Origin of the sequence: Porphyromonas gingivalis ATCC 33277 (genome assembly GCF_000010505.1) — a bacterium.
Classification (GTDB): Bacteria; Bacteroidota; Bacteroidia; order Bacteroidales; family Porphyromonadaceae; genus Porphyromonas; species Porphyromonas gingivalis.
Genome location: NC_010729.1, coordinates 738,290 through 764,917, shown reverse-complemented (window position 1 = coordinate 764,917; position 26,628 = coordinate 738,290). Strand labels below are relative to the sequence as shown.

Sequence of the window (26,628 nt, the reverse complement as noted above, 5' to 3'; positions counted from 1 at the left end):
ACGAACCGATGGATCTTGAAAACCGCCGAAAGATGATACATTGACCTGCTTGCCTAATCAAATATGCAAAGCCCAATGACGAATCGGCAGAATACGCCTTTTCTAAACACTCCTCAATCCCTGGAGTTCTATTAGAACAAATCTACTAAAGCAGGTCTTCTGGCTTAGCTTCTTATCGGGTCTTCGTCGGCCTTCCCATAGGGGACTACGCCCTTCTACAGTGACCATCGCGATTGACTATCCACCCCATCACCTCTTGTTAGGAGAAGTGACATCGAAGCATTACAGCTGAGGGCTCAGCTCCGGAATTGCACCGGATTCCCTTGCACCGTCTTCATGAAAGAAACGGTTACTTCAGTCTTTTCAAAGGCAAAAGTATAGCTTTTATATGAACGTTAAGCACAGTACAATCTGCATCTTGCCAAATAAGATACATCGTATTATGTTTGTTAATCACACCAATATCTCTTAGATAAATATTCTTTCAGCTCGCTCTCCCCTAATTGATCGAGAACTTCCTCAAAAAGGTCTTTGGGGTCAATACAGATAAATAGTGAGGGGTCAGCAAGATATTCTTTCTCCCATCGTTCAAGGTCGTGCAAGCGGTTAAGCGTTTTATCTCTCCTTTCGGGCTTATAAAGTCGTTCATTCGCATTAGGAGCCACGAATACATGTAGATATTCTTCTGCTTTTAGTTCCTTCTCAGTACATTCATCACTCGTAAGAAGTTTCGCCCAAAGGGTTTGTCTCATCATTTGATGAAATGGGTTGATATAAAATAGAGAGTTCTTAAGATCCTCTACTTTTATTTTATCCTCCTTGAAGCAGCCTATCGTGGATATGAATCCATTATACCGATTGCCCCTCTCTTCTTTGTACAAAGACTTTGGCCCATAGCTTTCAGTGTATTTCCATTCGATAGGGATAATCCAGCGTTTGCCATCCGTATCTTTTGCAAGAATGAGAGCGTCTATCTGGGTCGGATGCTGGGGATCTTCCCCCATTCTTTCACGCGCATAGTCGCTCTCCACTTCAAAAGAAATGTAATGTCCATTATAGGTCTCTACATCTTCAAATTTTCCCTTGTGGCTTGGCAGAGCATTGAGAATTGCCAATACGGCATCTCGATTATCTCGAAAAGAAAAAAGGTGATTGATACATGCAACCTGCGAGGAACACATATTGCCTGTTGGTTTTCTACTTTTCCACCACTTAATTTCTTTGAATTTGTCAGCTTCCTCTACTTTTTCTCTAATGCCATGGAATATATTGTTCCATACATCAGAAAGGATATACTTACCACCAGTCTCTTCTCCACAGCATATGTGACAAAGTTCAGCTTGTTTATCCTGCTGCTTTTTTTTATAATCTTTCATGATTAACTTTTATATCAAAAAACTTGAACGTTAAGCGACTTTAAGTCCTGCTTCATCGTATCCGCAAGGATTGTGCGAAGAGCCACTAAAGTCGGTGGAGTCTTCTTGTCTTTAGGAAAGTGTGTCTGTAGCTGACATTAGTAAACGTCAAGAGCTTAATACCTAAGACATTGGTCGATAAAAGCTTGCATCTGTGGCATGCAGTCCTCTACACTCTGTAGCAGCCTGAACTGTGCACGAGTGCGTACCAGATTGTGTTCGGGGTACTTGATCTTATAATACGTATCGCCATTGATGTAGTCCGTCAGGAAGCGCACACACTGCATATAGGGAAATAGTGCTGCGGCGTACGGGAGATTCTCTATTTCGACGTCGGTGAGGAAAGAGCTTGCCCCCTTCAGGTATCCTTCGGTAAAGGCCTTGAAGATTTCCATGTCGAAGTTTACATGGTCAAGGTCTTTGTCGTCCTCTTCGCCGGTGTTGGCTCCGGTACGGAGAAAGTCGCCATAGTCGGAGAAAATAAAGTTCGGCATCACGGTGTCGAGGTCGATGACGCAAAGTACATGTCCGTCTTCGTCGAAAAGCATGTTGTTTACCTTCGTGTCGCAGTGGCATACCCGTTTGGGCAGTTTTCCCTCACGATGCAGACGTTCCGCCTTGCACATTTCCTCTGCTCGCTTTTCTATTTCATCGATGTAGTAACGAACTTCCTCAGCGCGTCCTACCGGATCAGTCTTTAAGGCATCGTGTAGTTGGCCGAGCCTGAACTCCATATTATGGAAGTTGGGAATGGTTTCGCCCAGTTCGTCCGGTAAGTCCGACAGCATGGCTTGGAAGCTGCCGAATGCTTGTCCCGCATACCGTGAATATTCGGGTGTTACCGCCTCGAAGGTTTGTGCTCGGGGAATAAAAACCATCATCCTCCAATAGTTTTCTCCATCGTAATAATATGTCTTGTCCCCATCGCTTGTGACGAGGGTGAGCACTTTCCGTTCGATGTCATCGGCTCCCGATTCGGTCAGCTTGCGCCGGATGTGTGCCGTTACAGCCGTAATATTGGCCTGTAGCATTTCCACATCTTTGAATATGGTGTGATTGATTCGTTGCAAAACGTAGTCAGGTGCATCGGCTTCGGCTGTTGCCACCTTGTAAGTGTCATTGATAAGACCGGCACCTAAGGGTGCGATCTCTGCCACGCTTCCCTCGGTGTGGAAATGTGCTACTATTTCATTCAGTTGCTTCATGCGTTATACTGTATTTTATCCGTATAAGATATATGAGTGTCGTTGGCACCTCATGGTCTTTGCCATTTCTATCGCCTTGTGCTTAGTAGGCGTATCGGGTGGCAGTGGCCATTTGGCCGACTGATCGTACCGGAAGAAGGGTAAAGCTCCAACTGTATTCCCGATTGGACGGTAGGCGGTGCTGAGGTTCGGGAAGAGCCGACCAGCTATCGTATCCTCCTACTCCTTGTTGTTTCATATCCACGCACACCTCTACGAAGTCGCGCACAGGCACATCATTGACATGATGCTGCCGACGGAGGACGTTGCGAGCTTTGCTCTCATCTCGGTTTTGTATCTCGGTCTGTGAATAGTTGTTCCACTGGTAGGGTCTGTGCTTGGCTTCTTCTGAGTCGAAGTCCTCGACAGCTTGCCGAAGAGCATTGAAGCCGATCGTTTCGTCGGCTACTATGCCCAAGCCCAAGCCTCGTCCGTGCAGCATCAGCCAACGCGTATCGGTACGATGCCCGTTCTCTTGCGGACGCACATAGTTGTAGTACATCTTATCGGCAGCAGTGGTGTACAGACCGACAGTCGCCCCGTAGTTGCGGTCGATATAGTTCTCATCCGGCCCTCTTCCGAAGTATCGCAAATCATTCAAGTCCGCAGGAAGGCGGAAGCGTACACCTATACGAGGCACTTCGAGGATAGAAGCTTCCTTGCGCAGAGCTTCTCTGCCGGGGGAGAATGTAGCGGTTCGGGCAGCTTCGGACCATTCGTATTCGTCGGTCTCCATATCTGTCGAAGAGAATTGCACCTTCACATTCACCACACCATCGGGATATATTTTATAGGTCAAGCCGTAGAGGTTGCCGGCGGCAAGCAGATAGGTAGCTTTGAGTAGGACGGTATTCCCTTCGTTGGACAATCCTGCTTCGACTACTTGGAAATCACGGCTCGATTCCTTCCATATCTGCAAGCGTTTTGGAGCACCATTGCCGTAGTCGTTATCGGTGGGAGCACGCCAGAAATTGGGCTGTATGCCGAATCTGTCTTTGAAAAACTCTCGACCGTCCACCCGATAAGAGGTAACCAATCCGCTCTTTTTGTTGAAAACGAAATCGACTTTCGACGAAACGACCTTCAATTCATCTCCTTCCGTGCTCGTGTGCAATGTAGGGCCTGTTGCACGATAGGCAGTTCTCTCTGCATCGATCGGAAGTCGGAATTGATCGTGAGCAATCTCATACCCTATAGGAATCAGCGGCTCTGCCTGTAGAGTCTGTACGCTGAAGTCAACGAAGTATTCCAGACCGGCAGTCGGCCTCAGCCTGTCTACGGGTACAATAATGTCCGATGAAGTCTGAGGATCGAGATCTAAGCCGATGACCTTGCTTTGCAATGCTTTGCCATTAGCCGAAACCGTATAGCGCAGGCGGTATTTCTTGAGGTTGGTGAAGTAGAACCGATTCGTGATACGGAAATGTCCCTTGGCGGCATCCACTGCTTCGAAGCCGACGTTTTGATGCACATACTTCACCTCCTGCATGGCAGGGTGAGGCGTGCGGTCGGGATTGACCAGTCCGTTGCAAAGGAAGTTGCCGTCACTCGGTGCATCCACTCCGAAGTCTCCTCCATAAGCCCAATAGGACTTTCCTTTATCATCTGTACGGAGGATACCTTGATCCACCCAGTCCCAGATGAAGCCGCCTTGCAGATTGGGGTACTTGTAGATAGCCTGCCACTGCCCCCATAGGTTGCCGGTCGAATTGCCCATGGCGTGAGCGTATTCCGAAGGGATCACAGGGCGGTCGCTACCGGCCCGTCCAATACCTTCCAACCATTTCGCATCGGGATATTGGGGTACATACATATCCGTATTCCACTCCCATTGGGCACGTTCGTAGTTCACCGGGCGCGCCATCAGATCGCGATCGGCCTCTTTCAGCCAAAGATAGGCCTGATAGAAGTTGTACCCGTTGCCTGCTTCATTGCCGAGCGACCAGATCGTAACGCACGGATGGTTTTTGTTGCGTTCGAACATATTCGCTATACGATCCATATGAGGCTTCAGCCACTCCGGATTATTGCCCAAGGTACCCCCACGGCGCAGGTTGTAGTACATGCCGTGACTTTCGATATTGGCCTCGTCGTACACGTAGAGTCCGTATTCGTCGCATAGCTCGTAGAAACGGCGATCTTGCGGGTAGTGTGCCAGCCGGACGGCATTCAGATTGTGCTGCTTCATCAGCTCCAAATCCCGACGCATCAGCTCTTCCGGCACGTAATGACCGGTGGCGGGATTATGTTCGTGCATATTCACCCCTTTCAGCTTGATGGGCTGTCCATTGACAAAGAAGCATACGTAGGGCATACCGTTGGCCGCTTTTTCCTCTATCGGTTTGATTTCGATCCTGCGGAAACCCACACGGGACGGTATTACCTCGGTGACTTTCCCTTTCTCTCGTACCGTCATCAAGAGCTTATAGAGATAGGGATGCTCCGACGTCCATGTATGTACCGCACTCGGCTGTGCTTCGAAAGAGAGGGTATGCTCTCCGCCGGCAGCTATGAGAGTCGAACGGGTTTCGGTGGCGATGGTCTTTCCTTCGGCATCGAGCAATTCGTATGTCAGAGATAGCTCGGAGGCTTCGTCACGGCGGTTGCGTAAGTCGGCTTTCAGGGAGAATATACCATTGCGGTAGCTATCGTCGAGTGTGGATTTGATGCTGAAATCCTTCACTGCCGCCTTGGGTTGTGCATAGAGGAATACATCGCGTTCGATCCCACTGATGCGCCAGAAGTCCTGACATTCCAGATACGAGCCGGTACTCCAACGATAGATCTTGAGCGTGAGCGTGTTTTTTCCGGCATGGACATAGGGATTGATGAGGAATTCGGCCGGATTCTTGGAGTCTTCGCTGTAGCCCGCTTCGTGTCCGTTGATATAGACATAGAGTCCGGACTTGGCTCCGGCTATATGGAGGTAGATATCGCGCTCCATCCAGTCCGTGGGTACTTCTATCTCGCGCCGATACACACCTACGGGGTTGGCTTCCGGCAGTTTGGGCGGCTGCGGATTGCGAGGCTGAAACTCGTATCCGTGATTGGTATAGATGGCCACACCGTGCCCCTGTATCTCCCAGTTGCCGGGGACTTGGATGTCGTGCCATCCCTCTGTATTTGCCGAGCTATCCGTTATGCCGGCAGGCAGATGTGCCTCGCTCTCGGCATAAAAGAATCGCCACGTGCCGTTCAGAAGACGGTAGTACGAACTCTTCTCATACTTGCCGGTGAGAGCTTCGCTTCGGTCGGCATAGGTCATAAAGGACGAACGCGCCGGTTCTTTGTTTACGCTTACCGTACGAATATCCTTCCAATATGGAAGCCCCGACTCTGTGACCTGTGCCTCTGCACTGAAAACGACACTTGCGGCAGTCAAAGTTACCGCAAGTGTCAATAGGAAATTCCTCATACTCCGATTGTCCTTACTCTGCCATTGCGTGTCGATAGCCCTTTACTTTATCCCAATTGCCACGTGTGAAATCGGGGATGGCTACAGGGGCAGAGCCGTTTTCGATGGAGATGCGGCTTAGCTCCGCCAGACAACACCATTCGGCCAGATCGTACACATCCATATCGAGGGGCAGGCCATTGCGGAGGCAATAGATGAGACGGTAATCCATGATGTAATCCATGCCGCCGTGTCCTCCTACTTTCTTCGCCGTCTCTTCCAGCTCGCGATGGATGGGGTGTTTGTATTTTTCCATCAAAGCCTTCTTCACTTCCTCCGATACGGGGCCGTGAGCATTGAGCTTTTCGTGATCGGGTGCAATGTCAGAGTCCACCTGCGCGGGGCGAAGGCAGTACATCTCTAGAGGATACTTGTCGGCAAATCCGTCGGTACCTACGGCTTGGTACTTGCGGCTATAGGGGCGGGGTGTCATTACATTGTGCTGGATGAGCAGGGTCTTGCCCTTTTCCGTGCGGATGAGCGAAGTCGTCTGGTCGCCGTTTTGGAAGTCGGCCACCACCTCTCCGGTCTTATTCTTGATGTATGCAGGCCCGTTCACAGCTTTTGTGTCCATGGCTACGATGGTCTTCATGCGGTCGCCGCGATGGATGTCGAGCAACTGGCATGCCGGCCCCATACCATGTGTGGCATATACGTCGCCACGATGTTTGCGGTTGTAGTCCAGACGCCAATTGTTCCAGTAGTAGGGCCAGAAGTCTTCGAGGTTGTGGATATAGGCACCTTCTGCATGCAGGATCTCGCCGAATACACCCTGATGAGCCATATTCAGCGTGGTCAGCTCGAAAAAGTCGTATACGCAGTTTTCGAGTTGGATACAGTGTTTACGTGTGCGCTCCGAAGTGTCGATGAGCTTCCATATCTCTTCCAGCGTCATGGCTGCCGGCACTTCGATGGCGGCATGCTTGCCGTGCTCCATCGCATATACGCCCATTTCGGCGTGGGTTTTCCAGTCTGTGACAATATATACGAGGTCGATGTCCTTGCGTTCGCATAGTTTCTTCCAAGTATCCTCACTGCCGGAGTATGCTGCCGCTTCGGGTAGTCCTGCCTTGACGAGGATCTCTTGGGTTTTTTCCACACGTTCGGGGAGCACATCGCACAGCGCAACGATCTGCGTACCGGGGATTTTGGTGAATCGTTCCACTGCACCCGGCCCACGCATACCGAGACCGATGATCCCGATACGCACCGTTTCCAGTTTGGGTGTTACTAACTGCAAAACGTGCTTCTGCCCCGATGAGCGAGCAGGCGTTTCTACTTGGATGGAGGCATGTCCGGATACTGCTTTCTGGGCATGAAGAGCTGCGCTTGCACTCAGGGCTAAACCTATGCAGAGCGACAAAAAAACTTTGTACACCATATTTATAAGGATTTCTTTTGCGGCAAAGATAAATCTAACCCACCGCAACGACAAACCATATTCCTGCACCTCTGTATGCATACTCGAAAGGGTGTTTGCCCGGCAGGTTTATGCACAGATGCGAAAGGATTCGGTGCTGCACTGATGCCTTTGCGGAGGCGGATACTTTACCGGAACACTCGTTTGTGGGAGGAGGTAGTATCCACGGCCAGGTCACAGCAATAAAAGAAATAATCGTTCCCGGCCGGAAAAAGTTTTTTCTGCAGTACGGAAAAGTTGAAAAGCCATAATCCAATTCTTTATTCAAAGGTTTCGGATATATAAACGAAGCTTTCGTATATGTATCCAAAGGCTTTGGATATATATCCGAAACCTTTGGATATAGATTTTCCGGCCGGAAAAATTATTTTTGTCGGCTGTCGGGGAAACTTTTCCCGGCCGGAAAGAAAACAATCGAACGGCGACGAGTAAAACCGATATAGACCTCTGAAAAAATGAGGGATTGTCAATAATTTTTTTCAAAGGACTCCAAAAGTGAAATTTTCTCGCGCCACATTTTTTGGGGATCATAAATGGACTTTTTCTTGTTTGTGATCGAGTCCTTTTAAGAGTGGAGTCCATCGGGTTTGATCGGGCGTACTGCAGGAGGAAGACCGGCATACTGCCTTGCTGCTATTTCTCGTGTAGATGAAAAGACAGCCAAGAGGGCTATTTGTGTATCTTTGTCTATATGAAATCATTTGCAGAGTTAATAGAAAATCGCCGCTCTATCCGACAATTCTCCGAAGAGCAGCTTTTGCCCGAGGACGTGCAGGCTCTGATGACAGCGGCACTGCGCGCTCCGTCCGGCAGGAACAGGCAACAGACCCGGTATATACTGGTGGAAGACCGTGATAAGCTGCAAGTGCTAAGCCTGATGAAGCAGCATGGCTCCCGTTTTTTGGCAGATGCTGCCTTGGCTGTAGTGGTACTGGGATCGCCCATGTTTTCCGAGCGTTGGCACGAGGATGCTGCGATAGCCGCTACCTACATCCAACTGCAGGCGGAGGATCTGGGGCTGGGCAGTTGCTGGTGTCAGGTCTTCGGATCGCTTACACCGAATGGGCAGGAGGCTACTCAGTATGTGCGCAATACGCTGAATATTCCCTATCAGTTGGAAGTCCTGTGCATCATCGCTATCGGACACAAAGCCGAGCACAGGGATCCGCGCCCTGCATCGGAATTGAAGTGGGAGAACGTTTTTATAGGCGAATATCCCGATTGGGAGAGTGTGTCGCATGATTGATCCTGTAGGACTGCCCGATACTTTCGTGCGCATAGTGCTTGTCGGCAGTGGAAATCTGGCTACCCAAACGGCTCTGGCCTTGTCCGAAGCCGGCAATCCGCCCGTTCAGGTATGGAGCAGGAATGCCGAGCATGCCGAACGGTTGGCTTCCATGCTGCCGGGAGCAACCGCTACCGATCGGACAGAGGAGCTACTCTGCGATGCAGATCTTTATCTCCTTGCAGTGAGCGACCATGCTCTCGAATCCGTAGCTGCTACCCTTCCGCCCACATCGGGAATATGGGCACATACGGCTGGCAGTATGCCGATGGATACCCTTCGCCCTTATCATGGGCAGATCGGGGTCTTCTATCCTCTTCAGACATTCAGCCGCGAACGTCGTGTGGACTATTCTTCCATACCTATATATATAGAAGGTAACGACGAATCCGTGGTACGACTACTGGAATCCGTCGCTCATCTTATTAGCAGGAACGTTCTCCGCTGTACATCGGAGCAGCGACTCTATCTGCACTTGGCTGCTGTCTTTGCCTGCAATTTCACGAATCATCTCTATGCCTTGAGTGAGCAAATGCTGGCCGCACATGGTCTGCCGCCACGCTCTCTGGCTCCTCTTATCGCAGAGACTGCGGCCAAAGTGCAGGAAATGTCCGCCACCGAAGCTCAGACCGGACCGGCCAAAAGAGACGATACAAACACTCTGCAAAAACATCTCGGCCTGCTCAACCCATATCCGGATTGGCAGGAGATCTATCGGATACTTAGCGATAGCATTCGGAAGATGTACGGACCGAAAGAACAATAAACCCCATTTTAATCTCATGAGTAGTATTCCATTCGACCTGAAGTCCATACGGGGATTCGTCTTCGATGTGGACGGAGTGATCAGCCATACCGTTTCGGCTATGGATGCCGAAGGCCAGCCTATGCGAACGATGAATGTAAAAGACGGTTATGCCATGCAATATGCCGTCAAGCAAGGCTTCTTGCTGGCCATCATCACAGGCGGATACAGTCCGGCCATAGCCAAACGGGCAGAATATCTCGGCATCAAACATGTCTATATGCGTTCGTCCAACAAGGTGGAGCAGCTCGAACACCTCCTGCGGGAGACCGGGTTGAAAGCCGAAGAGATAGTTTATATAGGGGACGATATACCCGATCTGCCGGTGATGCAGAGGGTGGCTTTGCCCGTTGCCCCGGCGGATGCAGTGCCGGAGATCAAACAGGTGGCCAAATACATATCGCACTGCCGGGGAGGAGAGGGCGTCGTCCGCGATGTCATCGAGCAAACGCTGAAAGCACAAGGCTGCTGGGCACAGGGGAATGGATTCGGATGGTAGCGGACGGAAGTCTCTTTGATCGAAAAATCTTGTTGTTTTATGCTGGACAATCTGAAGAAATACAAGATCGTACTCGGATCGCAATCACCTCGAAGAAAAGAACTCCTCTCCGGTCTTGATATTCGATTCGAACAAAAGGCCATGCCGGACATCGCCGAAGATTATCCTGCCGGTCTTGATCCGGAGAAGGTGCCGCTCTATCTTGCTCGAATGAAAGCCGAGGCTTATCGATCGAAAGGTATGATGCAGGACAGTACTTTGTTGATTACGGCCGATACGGTAGTTATCGTTGATGGTGCCATTCTCGGCAAACCGCAAGACAGGGAAGAGGCCGCTCGGATGCTACGTACGTTAAGCGGGCGTACGCATCAGGTGGTGACCGGTGTGTGCATTAGCCACCGGTGGGAGACAAGGGCTTTCTCGTGTTCCAGTCTGGTAACCTTTGCGCATCTGAGCGATGAGGAGATCGATTATTACCTCGAACGCTATCGTCCCTATGACAAAGCCGGTTCGTACGGCATACAGGAATGGATAGGCTACATCGCCATTCAGCGAGTGGAGGGTTCGTTCTACAATGTCATGGGACTACCCGTTCATTTGCTCTATAATGAACTGAAAGACTTTGGCGAATCAAATTAAAGTCTCTATATTTGCACCCCGAAGTGCAGAGAAAGATAACTAACAAAACAATATAAGAGCAATGAAAAGAACATATCAACCCTCTAACCGTAAGAGACTGAACAAGCATGGCTTTCGCTCTCGTATGGCAACGGCAAATGGCCGTCGTGTATTGGCCGCTCGCCGTGCAAAAGGCCGTGCCAAACTGACCGTTTCTGACGAATTCGTAGGCTAATACTTTCGTGTCCTGCGACTTTTGCTCTCCGGTATTTGGAGACTTCTCCGAACGGTTTGCCTGAGAGGATAAAGAGAAAATCATTCATCAATAAGAGGCTGTACTCGTGGTCGAGAGACCGAGTACGGCTTTTTTATTTTTACTCTTCTCTCTGTCGTCTTACGAAATCTTCGCATCCACAAACGAATCGAGAGGAGTTTGTTTGTGGAATCATTATATTTGCTCGGAAAAAATAAAAACTATAACTAACAAATGAAACGATTACTCCCCTTTCTCCTTTTAGCAGGACTCGTAGCCGTAGGAAACGTGTCTGCTCAGTCACCCCGAATCCCTCAAGTGGATGTACACACTCGCATCACAAGAAATGCCCGTTATCGACTGGACAAGATCAGTGTCCCGGATTCTCGTCAGATATTCGATTACTTCTATAAAGAAGAAACGATACCCACTAAAATACAAACGACCACAGGAGGTGCAATTACAAGCATCGATTCGCTTTTCTATGAAGACGACAGGTTGGTTCAGGTGCGCTATTTTGACAATAACCTTGAATTAAAACAAGCGGAGAAGTATGTATACGACGGTTCTAAGCTGGTCCTTCGAGAATTTCGCAAGTCGCCGACAGACGAAACGCCAATAAAGAAAGTTAGCTATCACTATCTCTGTGGTAGCGATATGCCTTTTGAGATTACGACAGAGATGAGCGATGGCTATTTTGAAAGCCATACGCTTAACTATCTGAATGGAAAGATTGCCAGAATAGATATCATGACTCAACAAAACCCATCGGCCGAATTGATCGAAACGGGTAGAATGGTATATGAGTTTGATGCCAATAATGATGCTGTACTGCTTCGTGACAGTGTATTTCTTCCTCTTCAAAACAAGTGGGTAGAAATGTTTACTCACCGTTATACATACGACAATAAGCATAATTGTATTCGTTGGGAACAAGACGAATTCGGCACCCTCGCCCTTGCCAACAACTTCGAATACAACACCACTATCCCTCTGTCGTCTGTATTGTTCCCCACGCATGAGGAGTTCTTCCGTCCTCTTCTTCCCAATTTTATGAAGCATATGCGTACGAAGCAAACGTATTTCAATAACTCCGGAGAAGGCTTGTCAGAGGTATGCGATTACAACTACTTCTATACCGATATGCAGGGCAATGCACTGACCGATGTTGCCGTGAACGAATCGATCAAGATTTATCCTCGTCCTGCCGCGGATTTTCTGCGTATAGAAGGTTCGCAACTGCTTCGCCTTTCGCTATTCGACATGAACGGGAAGCTCATCAGAGCTACCGAATTGACAGGCGATTTGGCCATTATCGGAGTTGCATCTCTTCCGAGAGGCACTTACATCGCAGAAATAACTGCTGCAAACAGCAAAACCATACGTGCAAAAGTATCGCTCAGATAAGGCCGGATAGGGTGGTCGAACACACACTATTATTCATCCGACAAAAACACTCGTATCTATGAGTACAACACGAAAACTCATTTTGGCTAATATCCACGGAGTAGATAAGCCGGGTGTTACTGCCGAATTAACAGCCATTCTGGCTAAACATAACGCATTCATTCTGGATATCGGCCAAGCCGATATCCATAATAACCTCTCGCTCGGAATACTTTTCCAGACAGACGAAAGTCATTCGGGATCGATCCTGAAAGACCTTTTGTTCAAAAGCTATGAGTTGGATGTGACTGTCAGATTCGAACCCATCACGGAAGAAGCCTATAGCGAATGGGTGGGAATGCAGGGGCGAAACCGATACATCATCACCGTAGTGGCTCGGAAGATCACGGCTGAGATGATTGCAGGAATTGCCCGATCCAGTGCTGAGCAAGGATTGAATATCGATGATATTAAACGATTGACGGGACGTATTCCGCTCAATGAAACGGATCGCTCGCCCAAAGCGAGTGTAGAATTTTCCATGCGTGGGACTCCTACGGATATAGAGAAGCTGCAGCGCAACTTTATGGAAATGGCTTCTCAGCTCAATATGGATATTTCGTTCCAGCGGGAGAGCATGTTCCGTCGCATGCGTCGTCTCATTTGCTTCGATATGGACTCTACCCTGATTCAGACAGAGGTCATAGACGAACTGGCTATCAGAGCCGGAGTAGGCGATCGGGTAAAAGCCATTACTGAAAGTGCCATGAGAGGCGAAATCGACTTTACCGAAAGCTTCCGCCAGCGAGTGGCTCTGCTGAAAGGACTTGATGTATCTGTGATGCAGGAGATTGCCGAAAGTCTTCCTATTACCGAAGGTGTGGAGCGGCTAATGAAGATCCTCAAGATGGTAGGCTTCAAGATCGCTATCCTCTCGGGGGGATTCATGTACTTCGGCAACTATCTAGCCAAGAAGTTCGGAATCGACTATGTCTATGCCAATGAATTGGAAGTAAAAGACGGTAAGCTCACGGGCCGATATGTCGGTGAGGTGGTGGATGGACGACGCAAAGCCGAACTGCTCAAGCTCATTGCTCAGGTAGAGAAGATAGACCTCATGCAGACTGTTGCCGTAGGCGATGGTGCCAATGACCTACCTATGATTGGACTTGCGGGTCTCGGTATTGCATTCAACGCGAAACCGAAGGTAAAGGCCACAGCTCAGCAGAGCCTTTCCACAGTCGGTCTTGACGGGGTCCTGTATTTCCTCGGATATAAAGATTCGCATATAGACGATGAATTGCTTACGGAAAAATTATAGCTTCCCGCTCTATGATTAAACATATCGTTATGTTCAAGTTGGCAGGTTTTGACTCTGCAGAAGCCAAAATGAAACACCTGCACCGCATCAAGGATGCTCTGGAAGCCCTTGTACAGGTAATAGAACCCCTGAGAAGCATGAGCGTTTGCCTCAATATGAATCCTTCCGAAGAATACGACTTAATGTTGGAAGCAGACCTCAATAGCCTCGCCGATGTCAAAGCCTATGCCGAGCATCCTGCTCATATGACCGTCGTTCGAGAATTGATAGCTCCATATAAAGCCGGTCGGGCGTGTATAGACTTCGAGATCTAATTTTTTTCGGATAGAAAAGATAATAAAGCAATCGGGGCAGCATCGAAGAGAGACTTTCTCTCTTCGATACTGCTCCATCTTTTTGACCCATAGACCTCGTTTTATCAAGAAGTATTTGCGGATTGAATTATTTTTCTACCTTTGCGCCGTATTCGAAAAGACAATTGCCCGGATGGCGGAATTGGTAGACGCGTTGGTCTCAAACACCAATGAATGCAAATTCGTGCCGGTTCGATCCCGGCTCCGGGCACTTCCCGTCTAACTCTCTTTCCCTAAATGATGAATCCGATCAGCATCATCAATAAGTACTACACTGAGGGAACCAACCAATACCATATTTTAGTAGAGCATAGTCGCGATGTGGCGGCCTTGGCTCTTCGTATCGTCGAAATCCATCCCGAGCTTCAGGCGGATCGTCTCTTCGTCGAAGAAGCTGCCATGCTGCACGACATCGGCATATTCTTGACCGATGCCGAGAGTATTGCCTGTTTTGGGAAAGAACCCTATATCCTGCATGGATATATGGGAGCCAATATCCTGCGCAAAGAGGGTTATCCGCGCCATGCACTGGTTTGCGAACGCCATACGGGTTCAGGATTGACTTCGGAAGACATTGCAGCCAGACAGATTGCACTTCCTCCGGGTATTTATACCCCTCAGAGTATTGAGGAGAAGATTGTTTGTTATGCCGATAAGTTTTTCTCCAAGACAAAACTCCATCGTCAGAAAAAGCTGGAAGACGTCAGGCGCAGTATGCTCTCCTATGGAGCCGATAGCCTCCACCGTTTCGACGAGATGCACGCCTTATTCAAAATCCCATTAGGATAAAAGTCAGAGGAATATCAGGAGGGTGGCCCGGATAATCTAAAGGACTCTCTTCCTGCAGAAAATCTGCTTTTTGAAATAGTACAGAAGCCTCATAATCAATGGATCGATGACCGACAAATTACCTTTTGCTCTCTATTCGCGGTGCGTCAAAGCCGGTAAACGTTTCTACTACATTGATGCCAAACGCGATTCTAAAGGAAATGACTATCTGGTGATAACGGAAAGTAACAGTGCCGAAGAAGGTTCTGCAATGACGCGGCATAAGGTTTTCCTCTATCGTGAAGATTTTGCCAAATTCACAGAAGCCTTTTTGGACGTGCTACAGTCTTTCGAAAAGAGGAGCGGAGTATCCGGATGCGAACAGGCGATCGGTTTGTCTGAATTGGAGCAGAGTCTTTCCGATATGACAACGGGAGTGGAGGGTTTAGCAGAGTCCTCCGATTCTATTTTGGAGGAGGATGAACCGCTGAAAATAGATTTCGATTTTTGATCTTCCTCCCATTTCCTCCTCTCCAAGGGGACTCTCCTCCCCAAAAAGCGTTGCTTTTTTCTTTGCAATCAATTTTAGAACTGTATACTCGATATTCCGTTCGACCTATTACCTATTGGTCGGCTTATCGTTTCAGCGGATTTTGCTCCAATAGAGCGGCTATTTCTTCCATTTCTTTATACCATTCCTTACCGAATGCCCGTATGAGAGGCTCTTTTAGGAATCTATACAGAGGAGTTCCCGTCTGACGACCTAAAGCCTCCGCACACCGGCAAATCTCCCAACGATGGTAATTGACGGCCGTAAAGCTACTGTAACGAGTCAAACGGACGGGGTATAAATGACAACTGAGCGGTTTTGGGAAGTCGATCTTACCCAAACGGTATGCACGTTCGAAGGCGCAGAGGCAATTCCCTTTTTCGTCGTACGTGGTGAAAACGCAGTCCCGTCCGTTTACAATGCTGGTGACTTCGTCTCCTTCCACATCCAAATAGCTTACGCCCTGCTTATCGATCACTTCGAGGGCTTCGGGCGAAAGCATATCGCGCACGGCATCGAGATACTTGCGCAGCAAATCGGCTTCACCCGCTTCGAGAGGAGCACCGCTTTCTCCTTCCACGCAGCAAATCCCCTGACACGTAGCATAATCGCAGACAAAATACTTGTCGAAGAGGTCAGGGCTGACGATCGTTTCTTGGATCTGAAACATCCTTATATTCAGTATTTCTAACGGAGCGCAAAACTACTAAAATCCGCTCCAATATCCGGCTTCGACCTCTAACAGGACTTAGTTCATTGTGCTGCACTCACAGCCGGAAAATATGGAATGGATGCTTTGGTAGAATCACTGTCTGTCAGTATATTTGTAACAGATTGGATTTCATTGAGCAACAAGCCATATACTTCACCGTATATCTTACTCTCTGAAAGCCGGTTCGGATATGTGCGGTTCATGAAATGGCCTCTCTTCATTTATCGAGAGGTCAGTCGAATGATTAAAAGAGAATTTGGTGCAAAGCCAAAACTATCCCCGTAGCCGTATGGTCGTACCTGTCGCTACAGAACGATGCCACTGCATATCGATGTGGGAAGGCGTAGCGATTTAGGCCGAGTCGGAAGACCTGCCGCACATATCTAAAAGATGTTGCCAAAGATTTTGGCCGGCATCTTATGGTATTAATTCTTTCGGGCCGAAGAGGATTGATTCACGTCGGGCACTTGCTTCCGCAAGGGTACGGCATAGTCTGCGAATCTGTTTTGTTCGTCTCGGATCAGTCTAACGATTCAGCTATGCCTAAGAGGTTCGAATGGCTCTTCTATGCGTTTATCGCCTTTGCCTTATACTCCTGTAATGGTTCTTCACGTGGGAAAGGCACCGAAGTGGAAACGGTGTCGATAGATACGGCCGATTTTAATTTCCCTGTCAGATTCGAATATGCCAAAAGCATACAGACCGTCAATCATACCGGCTACAAAACCGTCTATGTATTCCATCCGGACAAGCCCGACACGATGGCCGTCTATATCCTTTATCCTCGTGACAGCAAGCGTCCTGTGGCAAGACATCCCAAGGCCCTCTATATCCCCGTACCGGCACGCACTATAGCCTGTCTGTCCACGACGCAAATAGGCTCGCTCCCCCTACTCGATCAGACAGACAAACTGGTGGGTTGCATCAACCTGAAAAACATTTGCAATGCTGACATCCGCAATCGCATAAAGAAAGGGTATGTACAAGAGATCGGCACGGGCATGACCAAAAATATAGAGCAGATAGCCGGACTCCGCCCGGAGATCCTCCTGCAGGATTTATTCCACGTATCGGACAAGGACGAAGAGCTGATCGCTTCGGGCATCAACACCGTTTTATACAACGAATGGAAAGAGCGGGATCTACTCGGTCGTGCCGAATGGATGAAGCTAACGGCGATGCTTCTCGGCTGCAATCGTCGTGCTCATGAGGTTTTCGAACAGATAGAATCGGAGTATGCGGAGGCTCGCAAATTGGTGGCAGAAAAGACCGATACCATTGCCATCATGTATGGGCAGGACTATAATGGGACTTGGTACCTGCCCGGAGAGTACAGCTACAGTACAGCCATGTTCAGAGATGCACGAGTATCTTTCGACTATGCAGCCGGCAAAGTCAGTAGCCAGCCGTGCAGTTTCGAGTATATTTTCAGTCGCCATCGTCATGCCGAAATTTGGATATGTACGATGATGGGAAACATCAAGACAATGGATGAATTTCTCGCTTTGAACGAACGCTACCGACATTTCGATGCCACCCAAACCGGTAAGGTTTACATCGATCGCAAGCGCGTGAACGAGAATGGGGGCAATGACTACTGGGAGAGCGGGCTGTATCGTCCCGATCTTTTGCTCAAAGACATCATCAAGATCACTCGGCCGGAGCTGCTACCCGAGTACAAGACTTCATACTGGATAGAACTGAAGAGGCCATGAAGCGATCATCATTCATATTCGGCACACTTCTTTTACTGACTGCCGTGGCTTTCGTGGCCGACCTCATATGGGGCAGTCTGGATATATCGCCGGCCGACGTGCTGCAAGCTCTGACCAACGGATCGGAAATGCAAACAACCAATGACTATGTCATTCGCAATTTCCGTCTGCCGAAGGCTCTGACCGCTCTCTTTGCCGGTGCCGGCATATCCATCGCAGGTCTGCAAATGCAGAGTCTCTTCCGCAATCCTCTGGCTGACACCTCTATTTTGGGGATCAATAGCGGAGCCGGTCTTGGAGTAGCCCTGTACATCATGTCATTCACCATCATACCCGGTCTCAGTCTGTACTCCGGCACGGCCGACACATGGGGCGTAGCTACGGCAGCCTGCATAGGTTCCATGCTGGTACTTCTGCTCATCTCGGCTGTAGCAGCGTGGCTCAGAGATATGGTCTCGGTGCTGATCGTCGGAGTGATGGTCGGCTTTTTGGCCAGTTCGTTTATATCCATTCTCCAGTTCTTTTCCGACAATGAAATGCTCAAAGGGTATCTGATCTGGTCTTTCGGCAGCGTGGCCGGCACGACATGGCGACAGCTATCCCTGATGATCCCCATCGTTTCGGGCGGTCTCTTCCTGTCCATGCTGATGCCCAAGTATATGAATGCGCTCAACATAGGAGAGAACTATGCTCGTAGCGTAGGTATCCACGTGGAGCGAGAGCGAATTATTCTGATCGGCATCACGAGTATCATTACCGGAACGATTACGGCTTTTACAGGCCCTATTGCCTTTTTGGGGATAGCCGTACCTCACTTCTCACGCATCCTACTCAAAAGTTCGGACTACCGCATACTGCTCCCCGGCACCATGCTGTGCGGTGCTCTGCTGATGCTCGTGTGCGACATGATCACGCAGGTACCGGGCAAAGGCTTTGTACTGCCGATCAACGCCATCACCTCGATGATTGGTGCTCCCGTAGTAATCATGACGATCGCTCGCAACCGCAAAAAGCGTTTAATCTTCAACTGAACAGGCGATGATCCATACCGACAATGTGACCCTGACGGGACTATCTACCGGATACCGAAGCAAGAAAACGGAGCGCATCGTATCGAAGCTAATCGACCTTTCCATGCTTAATGGCGAACTGGTAATGCTGATGGGTCCGAACGGCTGCGGCAAATCCACGCTCATGCACACCATCGCAGGATTACTGCCGCCTATTTCGGGGAATATCACCATTGCAGGACGCGACATACACGGTCTCCGCATGAGAGAGAAAGCCAAGATGCTCAGTCTGGTACTGACCGACAAAATAGCAGCGACGAATCTGACTGTTCGGGATATTGTCGTCATCGGACGCTATCCCTACGTCAATTATCGGGGTAGCCTGACCGCAAAGGACAAGGAGATTGTGAATGAATCGCTCATAGCATGCCGACTGATGGGATTCGAGTCGCGCCAATACGGGGAACTAAGCGATGGAGAAAAACAGCGTGTAATGATAGCCCGCGCTTTAGCCCAACAGACTCCCGTGATGCTTCTTGACGAACCTACGGCACACCTCGATCTGCCAAGCCGTCTGGAGGTGATCATCATGCTGCGCGAATTGGCACGCAAAACGAACAAGAGTATCCTCGTTTCTACCCACGAAATGGATCTGGCCCTGCAATGGGCGGACACGGTATGGCTGATGAACAGCCAAGGGGAGATTTGTCGTGGGGCACCGGAGGATTTGGTACTGAACCACTGTTTTGAAAAAGTATTCGGCAACGAAACTCTTTCCTTCAATATAGACAGCGGAGCCTTCTCCGTCAAACATAAAACGGCTACACCTGTTTCTGTAGAAGGACAGGGTGCTGCTTACAAATGGACACTGAGCGCTTTGCACCGGAATGGTTATGTGGAATCCGCAGATGCCTCCGACCGCAAAATCACCGTGGGAGAGGGCTGCTGGATTCTGCAGGAGGGCGATTCCTCGAAAAGCTTCGACTCCATCGGCTCCTTGCTACAAACGCTGCACGCTCACCACGAATGAATGCTTGTGAAACAAACAATTATATGCAAAACCCTACGATAGATTTCGACAAAGAAACGCCTCTGTTTTTTAGTCCTATGGGCGATCCTCTTTACCACTTGAAAGAAAGTATGATCGTTCGCTTCGCAGGACGCAGAGGAGTCGTGAGCACCTGCAATCTCAACGGCGGCTACCGAGAAGACCTCCGCTACGCCTTCAACAACAGTTGCGGGAGGGATCCCGATGTAATAGCCAAACGCTCTGTAGGGATGCGAGGAAAGACCATGACCGAACACTACGCTGCCTTAGCGGAAGAATTGGGTCTGCCTCTTGACAAAACAACGGGCATGGGTACTGCTGCCCTGATCGAAAATACGGCAACCTCCTCCCGCCAATACCACGGAGTAACGGTCATGGCGGTTGCCACGGCAGGCATAGATGTAAATGGGGGACGCGCAGGAGAACCCGCAGCATACAACGAATTTACCCAAACCGACCTGATTAAGCCGGGTACCATCAACGTATTCCTATTCATCGATGCCTCATTGGATGCAGGAACACTGACACGCGCCCTCGTCACCGCCACCGAAGCGAAATCGGCAGCCCTACAGGAACTGATGGCAAACAGCATGTATTCCGAAGATTTGGCCACCGGCTCAGGAACGGATTCGCTGATAGCCATCTGTAATAAGGAGTCGGAGATAGTGCTTCAGAATAGTGGCAAACACGTGCTTTTGGGCGAAATGATAGGCCAAAGCGTGAAAGAGGCTATTACGGAAGCCTTATCCCGACAGACAAAGATGACCCCTACACGTCAGGCTTCGATCGAATGGCAGACCAAACGCTACGGAATAACGAGAGAAGCGATCGTCTCCGAATGCCTGCGGCTGTATCCACATCTGAAAAAAGAGGTTGTAGAAGCAGGAATCGGCGGTATCGATCGAGACAACCGTCTGGTAGCCGCAGTGGCTGCCATAGCTCATTTGTGCGACCAAAACCGCTGGCAAATCATCTCGGACAAGAGCATGACCTGCACAGCCGAAAACATATTGCATACGATACTTTCGGAGGAAGGTATCTCCGAGAAGGCAAACAGAAAGGACATTGTATGTGGACAAGATGCGCCGGCATATCGTCAAGTGCTGTCCCTCTGCCTCCATACCCTTGCAAGAATACTCCACAACAGAATTATTCATTCATCACTTTAACATATCAATAATTATGAAAAAGTTTTTCTTCGCGCTACTATCGATTGGTATTTCAGCGCAGGCTTTTGCCAAGACGGACAATGTCCCGACAGATTCGCTACGAGTACACAATCTTCAGACCGTCACGGTCTATTCTACACGCACGGCCGTACCTCTGAAAAAGATACCGGCCAAGATGGAACTCATCCCATCGCGCAACATCAAGCAGTCCGGCTTTAACAACATGACCGACATCCTCAAGACGCAAAGTTCGCTCGATGTCATACAATACCCGGGCTTTAGTTCGAACATCGGTATCCGCGGTTTCAAGCCCTCCGGCAAGTATGTAACCGTATTGGTAAACGGCATCCCTGCGGGAACGGACAATATCTCTACGCTCAACACGAGCAACATCGAACAAATCGAGATCCTCAAAGGCCCGTTCTCTTCCATCTACGGCACCAATGCCATGGGCGGTGTGGTGAACATCATCACCCACAAATCCAAGGACAAGATCCATGGCAACGTTTCTCTCTTCGGCGGTAGCTACCAGACCATGGCCGGATCATTCAACTTGGGCGGCCGCTTCGAGGATATTTTCTCATTCGATCTTAGTCTGGGCTTGGACAAGCAGAACAAGGACTATAAGACCGGATCAAACAATTTCCTATCCCTGAGCAAACTGGAAGAAGCTATAGTAGATGTAAATGCTACCAAAAACAAGAAAATGAAGGGGAGCGACTATACTGTAGCAACGGGACGTCTGCGTTTCGGTATCGACTTCACGCCCGAATGGTCGCTGAATCTGTATCAGAACGTATTCCTCGGAGATGCGATTCCCGTAGGAGGATCTATATGGGGCGTTTACGGAGAATCCAAGAAAAATCTGAATCGTTCTTCGACATCTTTCGAGCTGCTCGGCAAACAAGGCTGCCACACGCTTCAATTCTCCCCCTACTTCAACATAGAGAAATCGGAGAACTATAACAATGCCGATCCCACCGGTTTCATCAACTACAAAAGCGACTACTACACCTATGGTGCCCTGCTTCAGGACAAAATTTCCTTTGGAGGACAAAACATCGTACTCGGTGTCGACAGCCGAAACATGACGATGGAGTCAGAAAGATTCGAGCAGGCAGGAGTGAATACAAAGCCATACAACCCCGGATATGCCACTAACAATATCGGTTTGTTCGGACAGGCCAATTTCTACCTGCTGAACGATGCTCTATCGATCTCTGCCGGTGCACGTGCCGACTTCATGTTCTTTGACCTGAAAGCGAACGAGTATCTCAACAATGAAGCCAAACAGGAAACTCATAACGTAATCAATCCGAATGTCGGAATCAAATATGAGTTTGTGAAAGGCCTTACAGCTCATGGTACATTCGGTAGTGCATTCACTGCTCCCGATGCTTTCCAAAAAGCAGGCCAATACGTAGGCCCGTTCGGCACGACCATAGGCAATCCTGACCTGAAACCCGAAAAGTCCATGACCTGGGACTTCGGTATCGGATACAGCAATGCACGCTGCGGGATCCATGCCGACGTAACCTATTTCCACACCGACCACAAAGATCTGATCTTGTCCAGCCCTGACTATGCTAATAATATCACCACATACATCAATGCCGACAAGGCTCGTATGAGCGGTATCGAGGCCCTTTTGTCTTATGACTTCGGCAGCCTCTTTGCCAACAAGTTCTCTCTCCGCGCATTTGCGAATGCCACGATCATGCTCAATTCCGAGATGAAGAAAAGCCAGACCGATGCCCCTTGGAGCGAAATGTACTACGTTCGCAAGCAGAACATCACCTTCGGTATCGAATATCGTGGCAAAGAAGGACTTGAAGTGATGCTCAACGGTCGCTTCATGGGACGCAGGATCGAGCAAAACTGGTACGCTTACTACCCCGAAGTTCGCCCCGAACTCCAGCAACTGCTTGCAGCAGAAGAGCCTGAATTGGCTGCTCAGGGACTGCTCCGTCATCCGCAAGCAATGGTGTTCAATGCCTCTGCTTACTACCACATGAACAAGTATCTCACCTTCGGTGTGAATTTGAACAACATCCTGGATGAGCTTTATACGGAGAAAGACGGCTACCACATGCCCGGACGTAACATCATGGGTAAGGTTATGGTCAACTTCTAATTCTCTTTCCCGAGAGCAGATATAAAAGGAGCCGGTCTCCCTGCATAATCCTCACAGAGCAAAGCGGATATTCCTCTCATATCGAGAGCGGGTATCCGCTTTCTGATTTGTACATCCTTCCGAACTCCTCTTGACATCGCCCTTTACGCTCGTGAAAATCGCTGTTTCACACACTGAAAAACATGGCGCGAGAAAAATTTGATTTTGGTGCGAGAAGCAAAAAATTTCCGAACCAAAACGGGAAAAAAGTCGCGCGTTTTTTTCAAGAAACACGTTCGTAAAATCAGCGAATTATGGTCTGAGACTGTTGCAGGGGATTTTCATTGAGCTCTTTTGCTGCAGAGCAGATTCTTAGTGTCTTCGGGAAAGGTCAAACCTCCGGTATATGGACACAGCAAGCAAACAGAAATTTCATCAAGTTTCCATTAGAGAAGTACTCCTTTCCTCGTCAAATCAATGCTTGTGCCGATAGGCGAGAAATAAGGAATGATTGTCGGCTGTTTCTTGCTTCCTGCACGATGCAGGACGCGATTGTCAGCTGATTCTTGCTTCCTGCACGATGCAGGACGCGATTGTCAACTGATTCTTGCTTCCTGCACGATGCAGGACGTGATTGTCAGCTGATTCTTGCTTCCTGCACGATGCAGGACGCGATTGTCAGCTGATTCTTGCTTCCTGCACGATGCAGGACGCGATTGTCAGCTGATTCTTGCTCCCTGCACGATGCAGGACGCGATTGTCAGCTGATTCTTGCTCCCTGCACGATGCAGGACGCGATTGTCAGCTGATTCTTGCTTCCTGCACGATGCAGGACACAATTGTCAGCTGATTCTTGCTTCCTGCACGATGCAGGACGCGATTGTCAGCTGATTCTTGCTCCCTGCACGATGCAGGACGCGATTGTCAGCTGATTCTTGCTTCCTGCACGATGCAGGACGCGATTGTCAGCTGATTCTTGCTTCCTGCACGATGCAGGACGCGATTGTCAGCTGATTCTTGCTTCCTGCACGATGCAGGACGCGATTGTCAGCTGATTCTTGCTCCCTGCACGATGCAGGACGCGATTGTCAGCTGATTCTGCTCCCATCAATGCGCTAACTATCAGCTGTTTGCAACTATTTTATAGGACTTTCATTGAAGTCTTTTGCCGCAGAGCTGATTCTTAAGTGTTTTTCAGATTACTTGAGGTTTGCAGAGAGATCGCATGAAGCTCTCCTTTCTTCGTCAAATCAATGCATGTATCTGTCTTGATCGATATGAGGGGGGAGGTTATTGTGCAAAAGTCTCGGTCTGTAAAATCAATTCTCTCAACTCGACACTCATCAAACGAAATGCGATGAAATACTTCATCCCCTGTATGAATCAGGTTTTATTCATCTTCTTTATTCAAAAGCAAGAATCAAAATTCGATCGCCGTCTCTACTTGATCATTCAAGTTCTTCTTTCTACGACAATGGACAATCGATCATCAAGAAAAAGGCTGCTTGAAAATGAGTCGGAATATTTTAGCAGGTAACTCTTTCTTTGTTCCTGCATGCCGAAAATGACAGAGGTTGGCAAGCAAAACCCGTGCAACACTGTAAATTAAATACTTACCTTTGCAATAGTGACATTAAAAACAATAAAGCACAGAAACAAATAGCAAATCTGAAATGAAAGAATTTTTCAAAATGTTTTTCGCCTCGATCCTCGGGGTTATAACGGCAGGAATCATCTTGTTCTGTATCTTTCTATTTATCTTTTTCGGCATCGTAGCCGGTATTGCCTCCAAGGCAACGGGAGGAACCATTCCGAAGATCGAAGCAAACTCCATCCTACATATAGACAATTCTTCTTTCCCTGAGATCGTATCGGCCAATCCCTGGAGCATGCTCACAGGCAAAGACGAGTCCGTATCGCTCTCACAGGCAGTCGAAGCCATCGGCCAAGCCAAAAATAATCCCAACATAACCGGTATCTTCCTCGATCTGGACAACCTTTCCGTCGGTATGGCATCGGCAGAGGAATTGCGTCGCGCGTTGCAGGATTTCAAGATGTCGGGCAAGTTCGTCGTATCCTATGCCGACAGATACACCCAAAAGGGTTACTACCTCGCCAGTATTGCAGACAAACTCTACCTCAATCCGAAAGGAATGTTGGGGCTTATCGGGATTGCGACCCAAACAATGTTCTACAAAGATGCCCTCGACAAATTCGGCGTGAAGATGGAGATCTTCAAGGTAGGCACCTACAAGGCAGCCGTAGAGCCATTCATGCTCAACGGGATGAGCGATGCCAATCGCGAACAAATCACCACATACATAAACGGGCTTTGGGACAAGATCACATCCGATATTGCAGAGTCGCGCAAGACGGCAATGGATTCCGTGAAAATGTTTGCCGACAAAGGCGAAATGTTCGGTCTTGCTGAGAAAGCGGTGGAGATGAAGCTCGTGGATGAGCTGGCTTACCGTACCGATGTGGAGAAAGAACTCAAAAAGATGTCCCAACGCGGAGAGAAAGATGAGCTTCGGTTCGTTTCGCTTTCTCAGGTTCTGGCCAATGGCCCGATGAACAAAACGAAAGGCAGTCGGATCGCCGTTCTCTTTGCCGAAGGTGAAATAACGGAAGAAATAATAAAGAAGCCGTTCGACACTGACGGTAGCTCCATCACACAAGAACTCGCCAAAGAAATCAAGGCAGCAGCCGATGACGATGATATCAAAGCCGTAGTACTTCGTGTCAATTCTCCGGGAGGTAGTGCTTTCACTTCCGAACAGATATGGAAGCAGGTAGCCGATCTCAAGGCCAAAAAGCCTATCGTGGTCTCCATGGGCGACGTAGCAGCCTCGGGCGGATACTACATAGCCTGCGCAGCCAACAGTATCGTGGCAGAGCATACGACTCTGACCGGCTCCATCGGCATATTCGGCATGTTCCCGAACTTCGCGGGCGTAGCCAAGAAGATAGGAGTGAATATGGACGTCGTACAGACATCCAAGTATGCAGACTTGGGCAACACCTTCGCTCCGATGACGGTCGAAGATCGTGCTCTCATCCAACGCTACATAGAGCAGGGCTACGACCTCTTCCTCACTCGCGTATCGGAAGGCCGCAACCGCACCAAGGCGCAGATCGACAGCATCGCTCAAGGCCGTGTATGGCTCGGCGACAAAGCTCTTGCACTCGGTTTGGTGGATGAGCTTGGAGGTTTGGACACAGCTATCAAACGGGCTGCGAAGCTGGCTCAGCTCGGTGGCAACTACAGCATAGAGTATGGCAAGACCAAGCGCAACTTCTTCGAAGAGCTGCTCTCCTCATCAGCAGCGGATATGAAGTCTGCCATCCTGAGTATCATTCTCTCCGATCCGGAAATAGAAGTTCTGCGCGAACTCCGCTCCATGCCGACCCGTCCTTCGGGCATACAGGCACGTCTCCCCTATTACTTCATGCCGTACTGATAAATGAGACAACCGTAATTGCCGAAGAG

At 49.1% G+C, this 26,628-nt stretch carries 23 protein-coding genes, 1 tRNA gene and 2 riboswitches; of the genes, 18 read left to right on the top strand and 6 right to left on the bottom strand.

Features of this window, described 5'->3' with window-relative positions; genetic code table 11:
• Positions 1 to 131 precede the first annotated feature (131 nt).
• A riboswitch (cobalamin riboswitch) is annotated at positions 132 to 372 on the bottom strand.
• A gap of 77 nt (positions 373 to 449) precedes the next feature.
• The 4 genes from PGN_RS03355 to PGN_RS03340 form a co-directional block, all read right to left on the bottom strand.
• Positions 450 to 1,376 carry a PGN_0703 family putative restriction endonuclease gene (locus tag PGN_RS03355; protein ID WP_012457712.1) on the bottom strand — a complete coding sequence of 309 codons (927 nt, stop codon included), beginning with the start codon at positions 1,374 to 1,376 and terminating at the stop codon, positions 450 to 452.
• Between the two features lie 155 nt (positions 1,377 to 1,531).
• Positions 1,532 to 2,620, bottom strand: a complete 1,089-nt coding sequence (locus PGN_RS03350; RefSeq protein ID WP_012457711.1) for a phosphotransferase enzyme family protein — start codon at positions 2,618 to 2,620, stop codon at positions 1,532 to 1,534.
• A gap of 82 nt (positions 2,621 to 2,702) precedes the next feature.
• Entirely contained in the window at positions 2,703 to 6,074 is a 3,372-nt protein-coding gene (locus PGN_RS03345; RefSeq protein ID WP_012457710.1) for a glycoside hydrolase family 2 TIM barrel-domain containing protein, read from the bottom strand.
• Positions 6,075 to 6,087: 13 nt separating this feature from the next.
• Positions 6,088 to 7,494 carry a Gfo/Idh/MocA family protein gene (locus tag PGN_RS03340; protein ID WP_039417297.1) on the bottom strand — a complete coding sequence of 469 codons (1,407 nt, stop codon included), beginning with the start codon at positions 7,492 to 7,494 and terminating at the stop codon, positions 6,088 to 6,090.
• 730 nt (positions 7,495 to 8,224) lie between these two features.
• Here PGN_RS03340 and PGN_RS03335 point away from each other — a divergent pair.
• The 11 genes from PGN_RS03335 (at position 8,225) to PGN_RS03285 (ending at position 15,332) form a co-directional block, all read left to right on the top strand.
• Positions 8,225 to 8,779: a nitroreductase family protein gene (locus PGN_RS03335; protein WP_004585209.1), complete on the top strand. Its 555-nt coding sequence runs from the start codon at positions 8,225 to 8,227 to the stop codon at positions 8,777 to 8,779.
• Positions 8,772 to 9,584, top strand: a complete 813-nt coding sequence (locus tag PGN_RS03330) for a Rossmann-like and DUF2520 domain-containing protein (RefSeq protein WP_012457707.1) — start codon at positions 8,772 to 8,774, stop codon at positions 9,582 to 9,584. Before PGN_RS03335 ends, PGN_RS03330 begins: the two co-directional genes overlap by 8 nt.
• A gap of 16 nt (positions 9,585 to 9,600) precedes the next feature.
• Positions 9,601 to 10,122 carry a KdsC family phosphatase gene (locus tag PGN_RS03325; RefSeq protein WP_012457706.1) on the top strand — a complete coding sequence of 174 codons (522 nt, stop codon included), beginning with the start codon at positions 9,601 to 9,603 and terminating at the stop codon, positions 10,120 to 10,122.
• Between the two features lie 39 nt (positions 10,123 to 10,161).
• A complete protein-coding gene (locus PGN_RS03320; protein WP_012457705.1) occupies positions 10,162 to 10,761 on the top strand; it encodes a Maf-like protein in 600 nt (199 codons plus the stop codon).
• Between the two features lie 61 nt (positions 10,762 to 10,822).
• On the top strand, positions 10,823 to 10,975 hold the full coding sequence (gene rpmH / locus PGN_RS03315) for a 50S ribosomal protein L34 (RefSeq protein WP_004585205.1): 153 nt from the start codon (positions 10,823 to 10,825) through the stop codon (positions 10,973 to 10,975).
• Positions 10,976 to 11,227: 252 nt separating this feature from the next.
• Positions 11,228 to 12,400, top strand: coding sequence for a T9SS type A sorting domain-containing protein (locus PGN_RS03310; RefSeq protein WP_012457704.1), 1,173 nt, complete (start codon positions 11,228 to 11,230; stop codon positions 12,398 to 12,400).
• 58 nt (positions 12,401 to 12,458) lie between these two features.
• Positions 12,459 to 13,700 (top strand): protein-serine phosphatase SerB, encoded by a 1,242-nt coding sequence (gene serB / locus PGN_RS03305; RefSeq protein ID WP_004585202.1) that lies wholly within the window; start codon positions 12,459 to 12,461, stop codon positions 13,698 to 13,700.
• Between the two features lie 11 nt (positions 13,701 to 13,711).
• Complete coding sequence (locus tag PGN_RS03300; RefSeq protein WP_012457703.1) at positions 13,712 to 14,014, top strand: Dabb family protein; 303 nt, start codon at positions 13,712 to 13,714, stop codon at positions 14,012 to 14,014.
• A gap of 166 nt (positions 14,015 to 14,180) precedes the next feature.
• Positions 14,181 to 14,264, top strand: a tRNA-Leu gene (locus PGN_RS03295).
• Between the two features lie 26 nt (positions 14,265 to 14,290).
• Entirely contained in the window at positions 14,291 to 14,842 is a 552-nt protein-coding gene (locus PGN_RS03290; RefSeq protein WP_021678821.1) for an HD domain-containing protein, read from the top strand.
• A gap of 106 nt (positions 14,843 to 14,948) precedes the next feature.
• On the top strand, positions 14,949 to 15,332 hold the full coding sequence (locus PGN_RS03285; RefSeq protein ID WP_004585199.1) for a DUF3276 family protein: 384 nt from the start codon (positions 14,949 to 14,951) through the stop codon (positions 15,330 to 15,332).
• A gap of 124 nt (positions 15,333 to 15,456) precedes the next feature.
• Here PGN_RS03285 and PGN_RS03280 read toward each other — a convergent pair whose 3' ends face one another.
• Complete coding sequence (locus PGN_RS03280; protein WP_012457701.1) at positions 15,457 to 16,041, bottom strand: DUF3109 family protein; 585 nt, start codon at positions 16,039 to 16,041, stop codon at positions 15,457 to 15,459.
• Positions 16,042 to 16,295: 254 nt separating this feature from the next.
• Positions 16,296 to 16,476: riboswitch (cobalamin riboswitch) on the top strand.
• Between the two features lie 146 nt (positions 16,477 to 16,622).
• Between PGN_RS03280 and PGN_RS03270 the strand changes: the two genes are divergently transcribed.
• The 5 genes from PGN_RS03270 to PGN_RS03250 are packed head-to-tail and all read left to right on the top strand — an operon-like array spanning position 16,623 to position 23,159.
• Positions 16,623 to 17,798: an ABC transporter substrate-binding protein gene (locus tag PGN_RS03270; RefSeq protein WP_012457700.1), complete on the top strand. Its 1,176-nt coding sequence runs from the start codon at positions 16,623 to 16,625 to the stop codon at positions 17,796 to 17,798.
• On the top strand, positions 17,795 to 18,829 hold the full coding sequence (locus PGN_RS03265) for a FecCD family ABC transporter permease (protein ID WP_012457699.1): 1,035 nt from the start codon (positions 17,795 to 17,797) through the stop codon (positions 18,827 to 18,829). Before PGN_RS03270 ends, PGN_RS03265 begins: the two co-directional genes overlap by 4 nt.
• A 7-nt stretch (positions 18,830 to 18,836) precedes the next feature.
• Complete coding sequence (locus PGN_RS03260; RefSeq protein ID WP_012457698.1) at positions 18,837 to 19,838, top strand: ABC transporter ATP-binding protein; 1,002 nt, start codon at positions 18,837 to 18,839, stop codon at positions 19,836 to 19,838.
• A 23-nt stretch (positions 19,839 to 19,861) separates the two neighbouring features.
• Positions 19,862 to 21,025 (top strand): adenosylcobinamide amidohydrolase, encoded by a 1,164-nt coding sequence (locus PGN_RS03255; RefSeq protein WP_012457697.1) that lies wholly within the window; start codon positions 19,862 to 19,864, stop codon positions 21,023 to 21,025.
• A 13-nt stretch (positions 21,026 to 21,038) separates the two neighbouring features.
• Positions 21,039 to 23,159 (top strand): TonB-dependent hemoglobin/transferrin/lactoferrin family receptor, encoded by a 2,121-nt coding sequence (locus tag PGN_RS03250; RefSeq protein WP_012457696.1) that lies wholly within the window; start codon positions 21,039 to 21,041, stop codon positions 23,157 to 23,159.
• Between the two features lie 143 nt (positions 23,160 to 23,302).
• On the opposite strand, the gene PGN_RS11465 is transcribed toward PGN_RS03250, so the two are convergent.
• Positions 23,303 to 23,395 (bottom strand): DUF1661 domain-containing protein, encoded by a 93-nt coding sequence (locus PGN_RS11465; protein ID WP_157761503.1) that lies wholly within the window; start codon positions 23,393 to 23,395, stop codon positions 23,303 to 23,305.
• On the opposite strand from PGN_RS11465, the gene PGN_RS12335 reads away from it, so the two are divergent.
• Entirely contained in the window at positions 23,367 to 23,486 is a 120-nt protein-coding gene (locus tag PGN_RS12335; protein ID WP_004585191.1) for a DUF1661 domain-containing protein, read from the top strand. The genes PGN_RS11465 and PGN_RS12335 overlap by 29 nt on opposite strands.
• A 1,325-nt stretch (positions 23,487 to 24,811) precedes the next feature.
• Positions 24,812 to 26,599 carry a signal peptide peptidase SppA gene (sppA, locus tag PGN_RS03240; RefSeq protein ID WP_012457694.1) on the top strand — a complete coding sequence of 596 codons (1,788 nt, stop codon included), beginning with the start codon at positions 24,812 to 24,814 and terminating at the stop codon, positions 26,597 to 26,599.
• Positions 26,600 to 26,628 lie beyond the last annotated feature (29 nt).

What these genes read in the sequence shown, in the direction of transcription:
- PGN_RS03355 (WP_012457712.1), bottom strand. Translation starts at nt 1,376, where the DNA reads ATGAAAGATTATAAAAAAAAGCAGCAGGATAAACAAGCTGAACTTTGT.
- PGN_RS03350 (WP_012457711.1), bottom strand. Translation starts at nt 2,620, where the DNA reads ATGAAGCAACTGAATGAAATAGTAGCACATTTCCACACCGAGGGAAGC.
- PGN_RS03345 (WP_012457710.1), bottom strand. Translation starts at nt 6,074, where the DNA reads ATGAGGAATTTCCTATTGACACTTGCGGTAACTTTGACTGCCGCAAGT.
- PGN_RS03340 (WP_039417297.1), bottom strand. Translation starts at nt 7,494, where the DNA reads ATGGTGTACAAAGTTTTTTTGTCGCTCTGCATAGGTTTAGCCCTGAGT.
- PGN_RS03335 (WP_004585209.1), top strand. Translation starts at nt 8,225, where the DNA reads ATGAAATCATTTGCAGAGTTAATAGAAAATCGCCGCTCTATCCGACAA.
- PGN_RS03330 (WP_012457707.1), top strand. Translation starts at nt 8,772, where the DNA reads ATGATTGATCCTGTAGGACTGCCCGATACTTTCGTGCGCATAGTGCTT.
- PGN_RS03325 (WP_012457706.1), top strand. Translation starts at nt 9,601, where the DNA reads ATGAGTAGTATTCCATTCGACCTGAAGTCCATACGGGGATTCGTCTTC.
- PGN_RS03320 (WP_012457705.1), top strand. Translation starts at nt 10,162, where the DNA reads ATGCTGGACAATCTGAAGAAATACAAGATCGTACTCGGATCGCAATCA.
- rpmH (WP_004585205.1), top strand. Translation starts at nt 10,823, where the DNA reads ATGAAAAGAACATATCAACCCTCTAACCGTAAGAGACTGAACAAGCAT.
- PGN_RS03310 (WP_012457704.1), top strand. Translation starts at nt 11,228, where the DNA reads ATGAAACGATTACTCCCCTTTCTCCTTTTAGCAGGACTCGTAGCCGTA.
- serB (WP_004585202.1), top strand. Translation starts at nt 12,459, where the DNA reads ATGAGTACAACACGAAAACTCATTTTGGCTAATATCCACGGAGTAGAT.
- PGN_RS03300 (WP_012457703.1), top strand. Translation starts at nt 13,712, where the DNA reads ATGATTAAACATATCGTTATGTTCAAGTTGGCAGGTTTTGACTCTGCA.
- PGN_RS03290 (WP_021678821.1), top strand. Translation starts at nt 14,291, where the DNA reads ATGATGAATCCGATCAGCATCATCAATAAGTACTACACTGAGGGAACC.
- PGN_RS03285 (WP_004585199.1), top strand. Translation starts at nt 14,949, where the DNA reads ATGACCGACAAATTACCTTTTGCTCTCTATTCGCGGTGCGTCAAAGCC.
- PGN_RS03280 (WP_012457701.1), bottom strand. Translation starts at nt 16,041, where the DNA reads ATGTTTCAGATCCAAGAAACGATCGTCAGCCCTGACCTCTTCGACAAG.
- PGN_RS03270 (WP_012457700.1), top strand. Translation starts at nt 16,623, where the DNA reads ATGCCTAAGAGGTTCGAATGGCTCTTCTATGCGTTTATCGCCTTTGCC.
- PGN_RS03265 (WP_012457699.1), top strand. Translation starts at nt 17,795, where the DNA reads ATGAAGCGATCATCATTCATATTCGGCACACTTCTTTTACTGACTGCC.
- PGN_RS03260 (WP_012457698.1), top strand. Translation starts at nt 18,837, where the DNA reads ATGATCCATACCGACAATGTGACCCTGACGGGACTATCTACCGGATAC.
- PGN_RS03255 (WP_012457697.1), top strand. Translation starts at nt 19,862, where the DNA reads ATGCAAAACCCTACGATAGATTTCGACAAAGAAACGCCTCTGTTTTTT.
- PGN_RS03250 (WP_012457696.1), top strand. Translation starts at nt 21,039, where the DNA reads ATGAAAAAGTTTTTCTTCGCGCTACTATCGATTGGTATTTCAGCGCAG.
- sppA (WP_012457694.1), top strand. Translation starts at nt 24,812, where the DNA reads ATGAAAGAATTTTTCAAAATGTTTTTCGCCTCGATCCTCGGGGTTATA.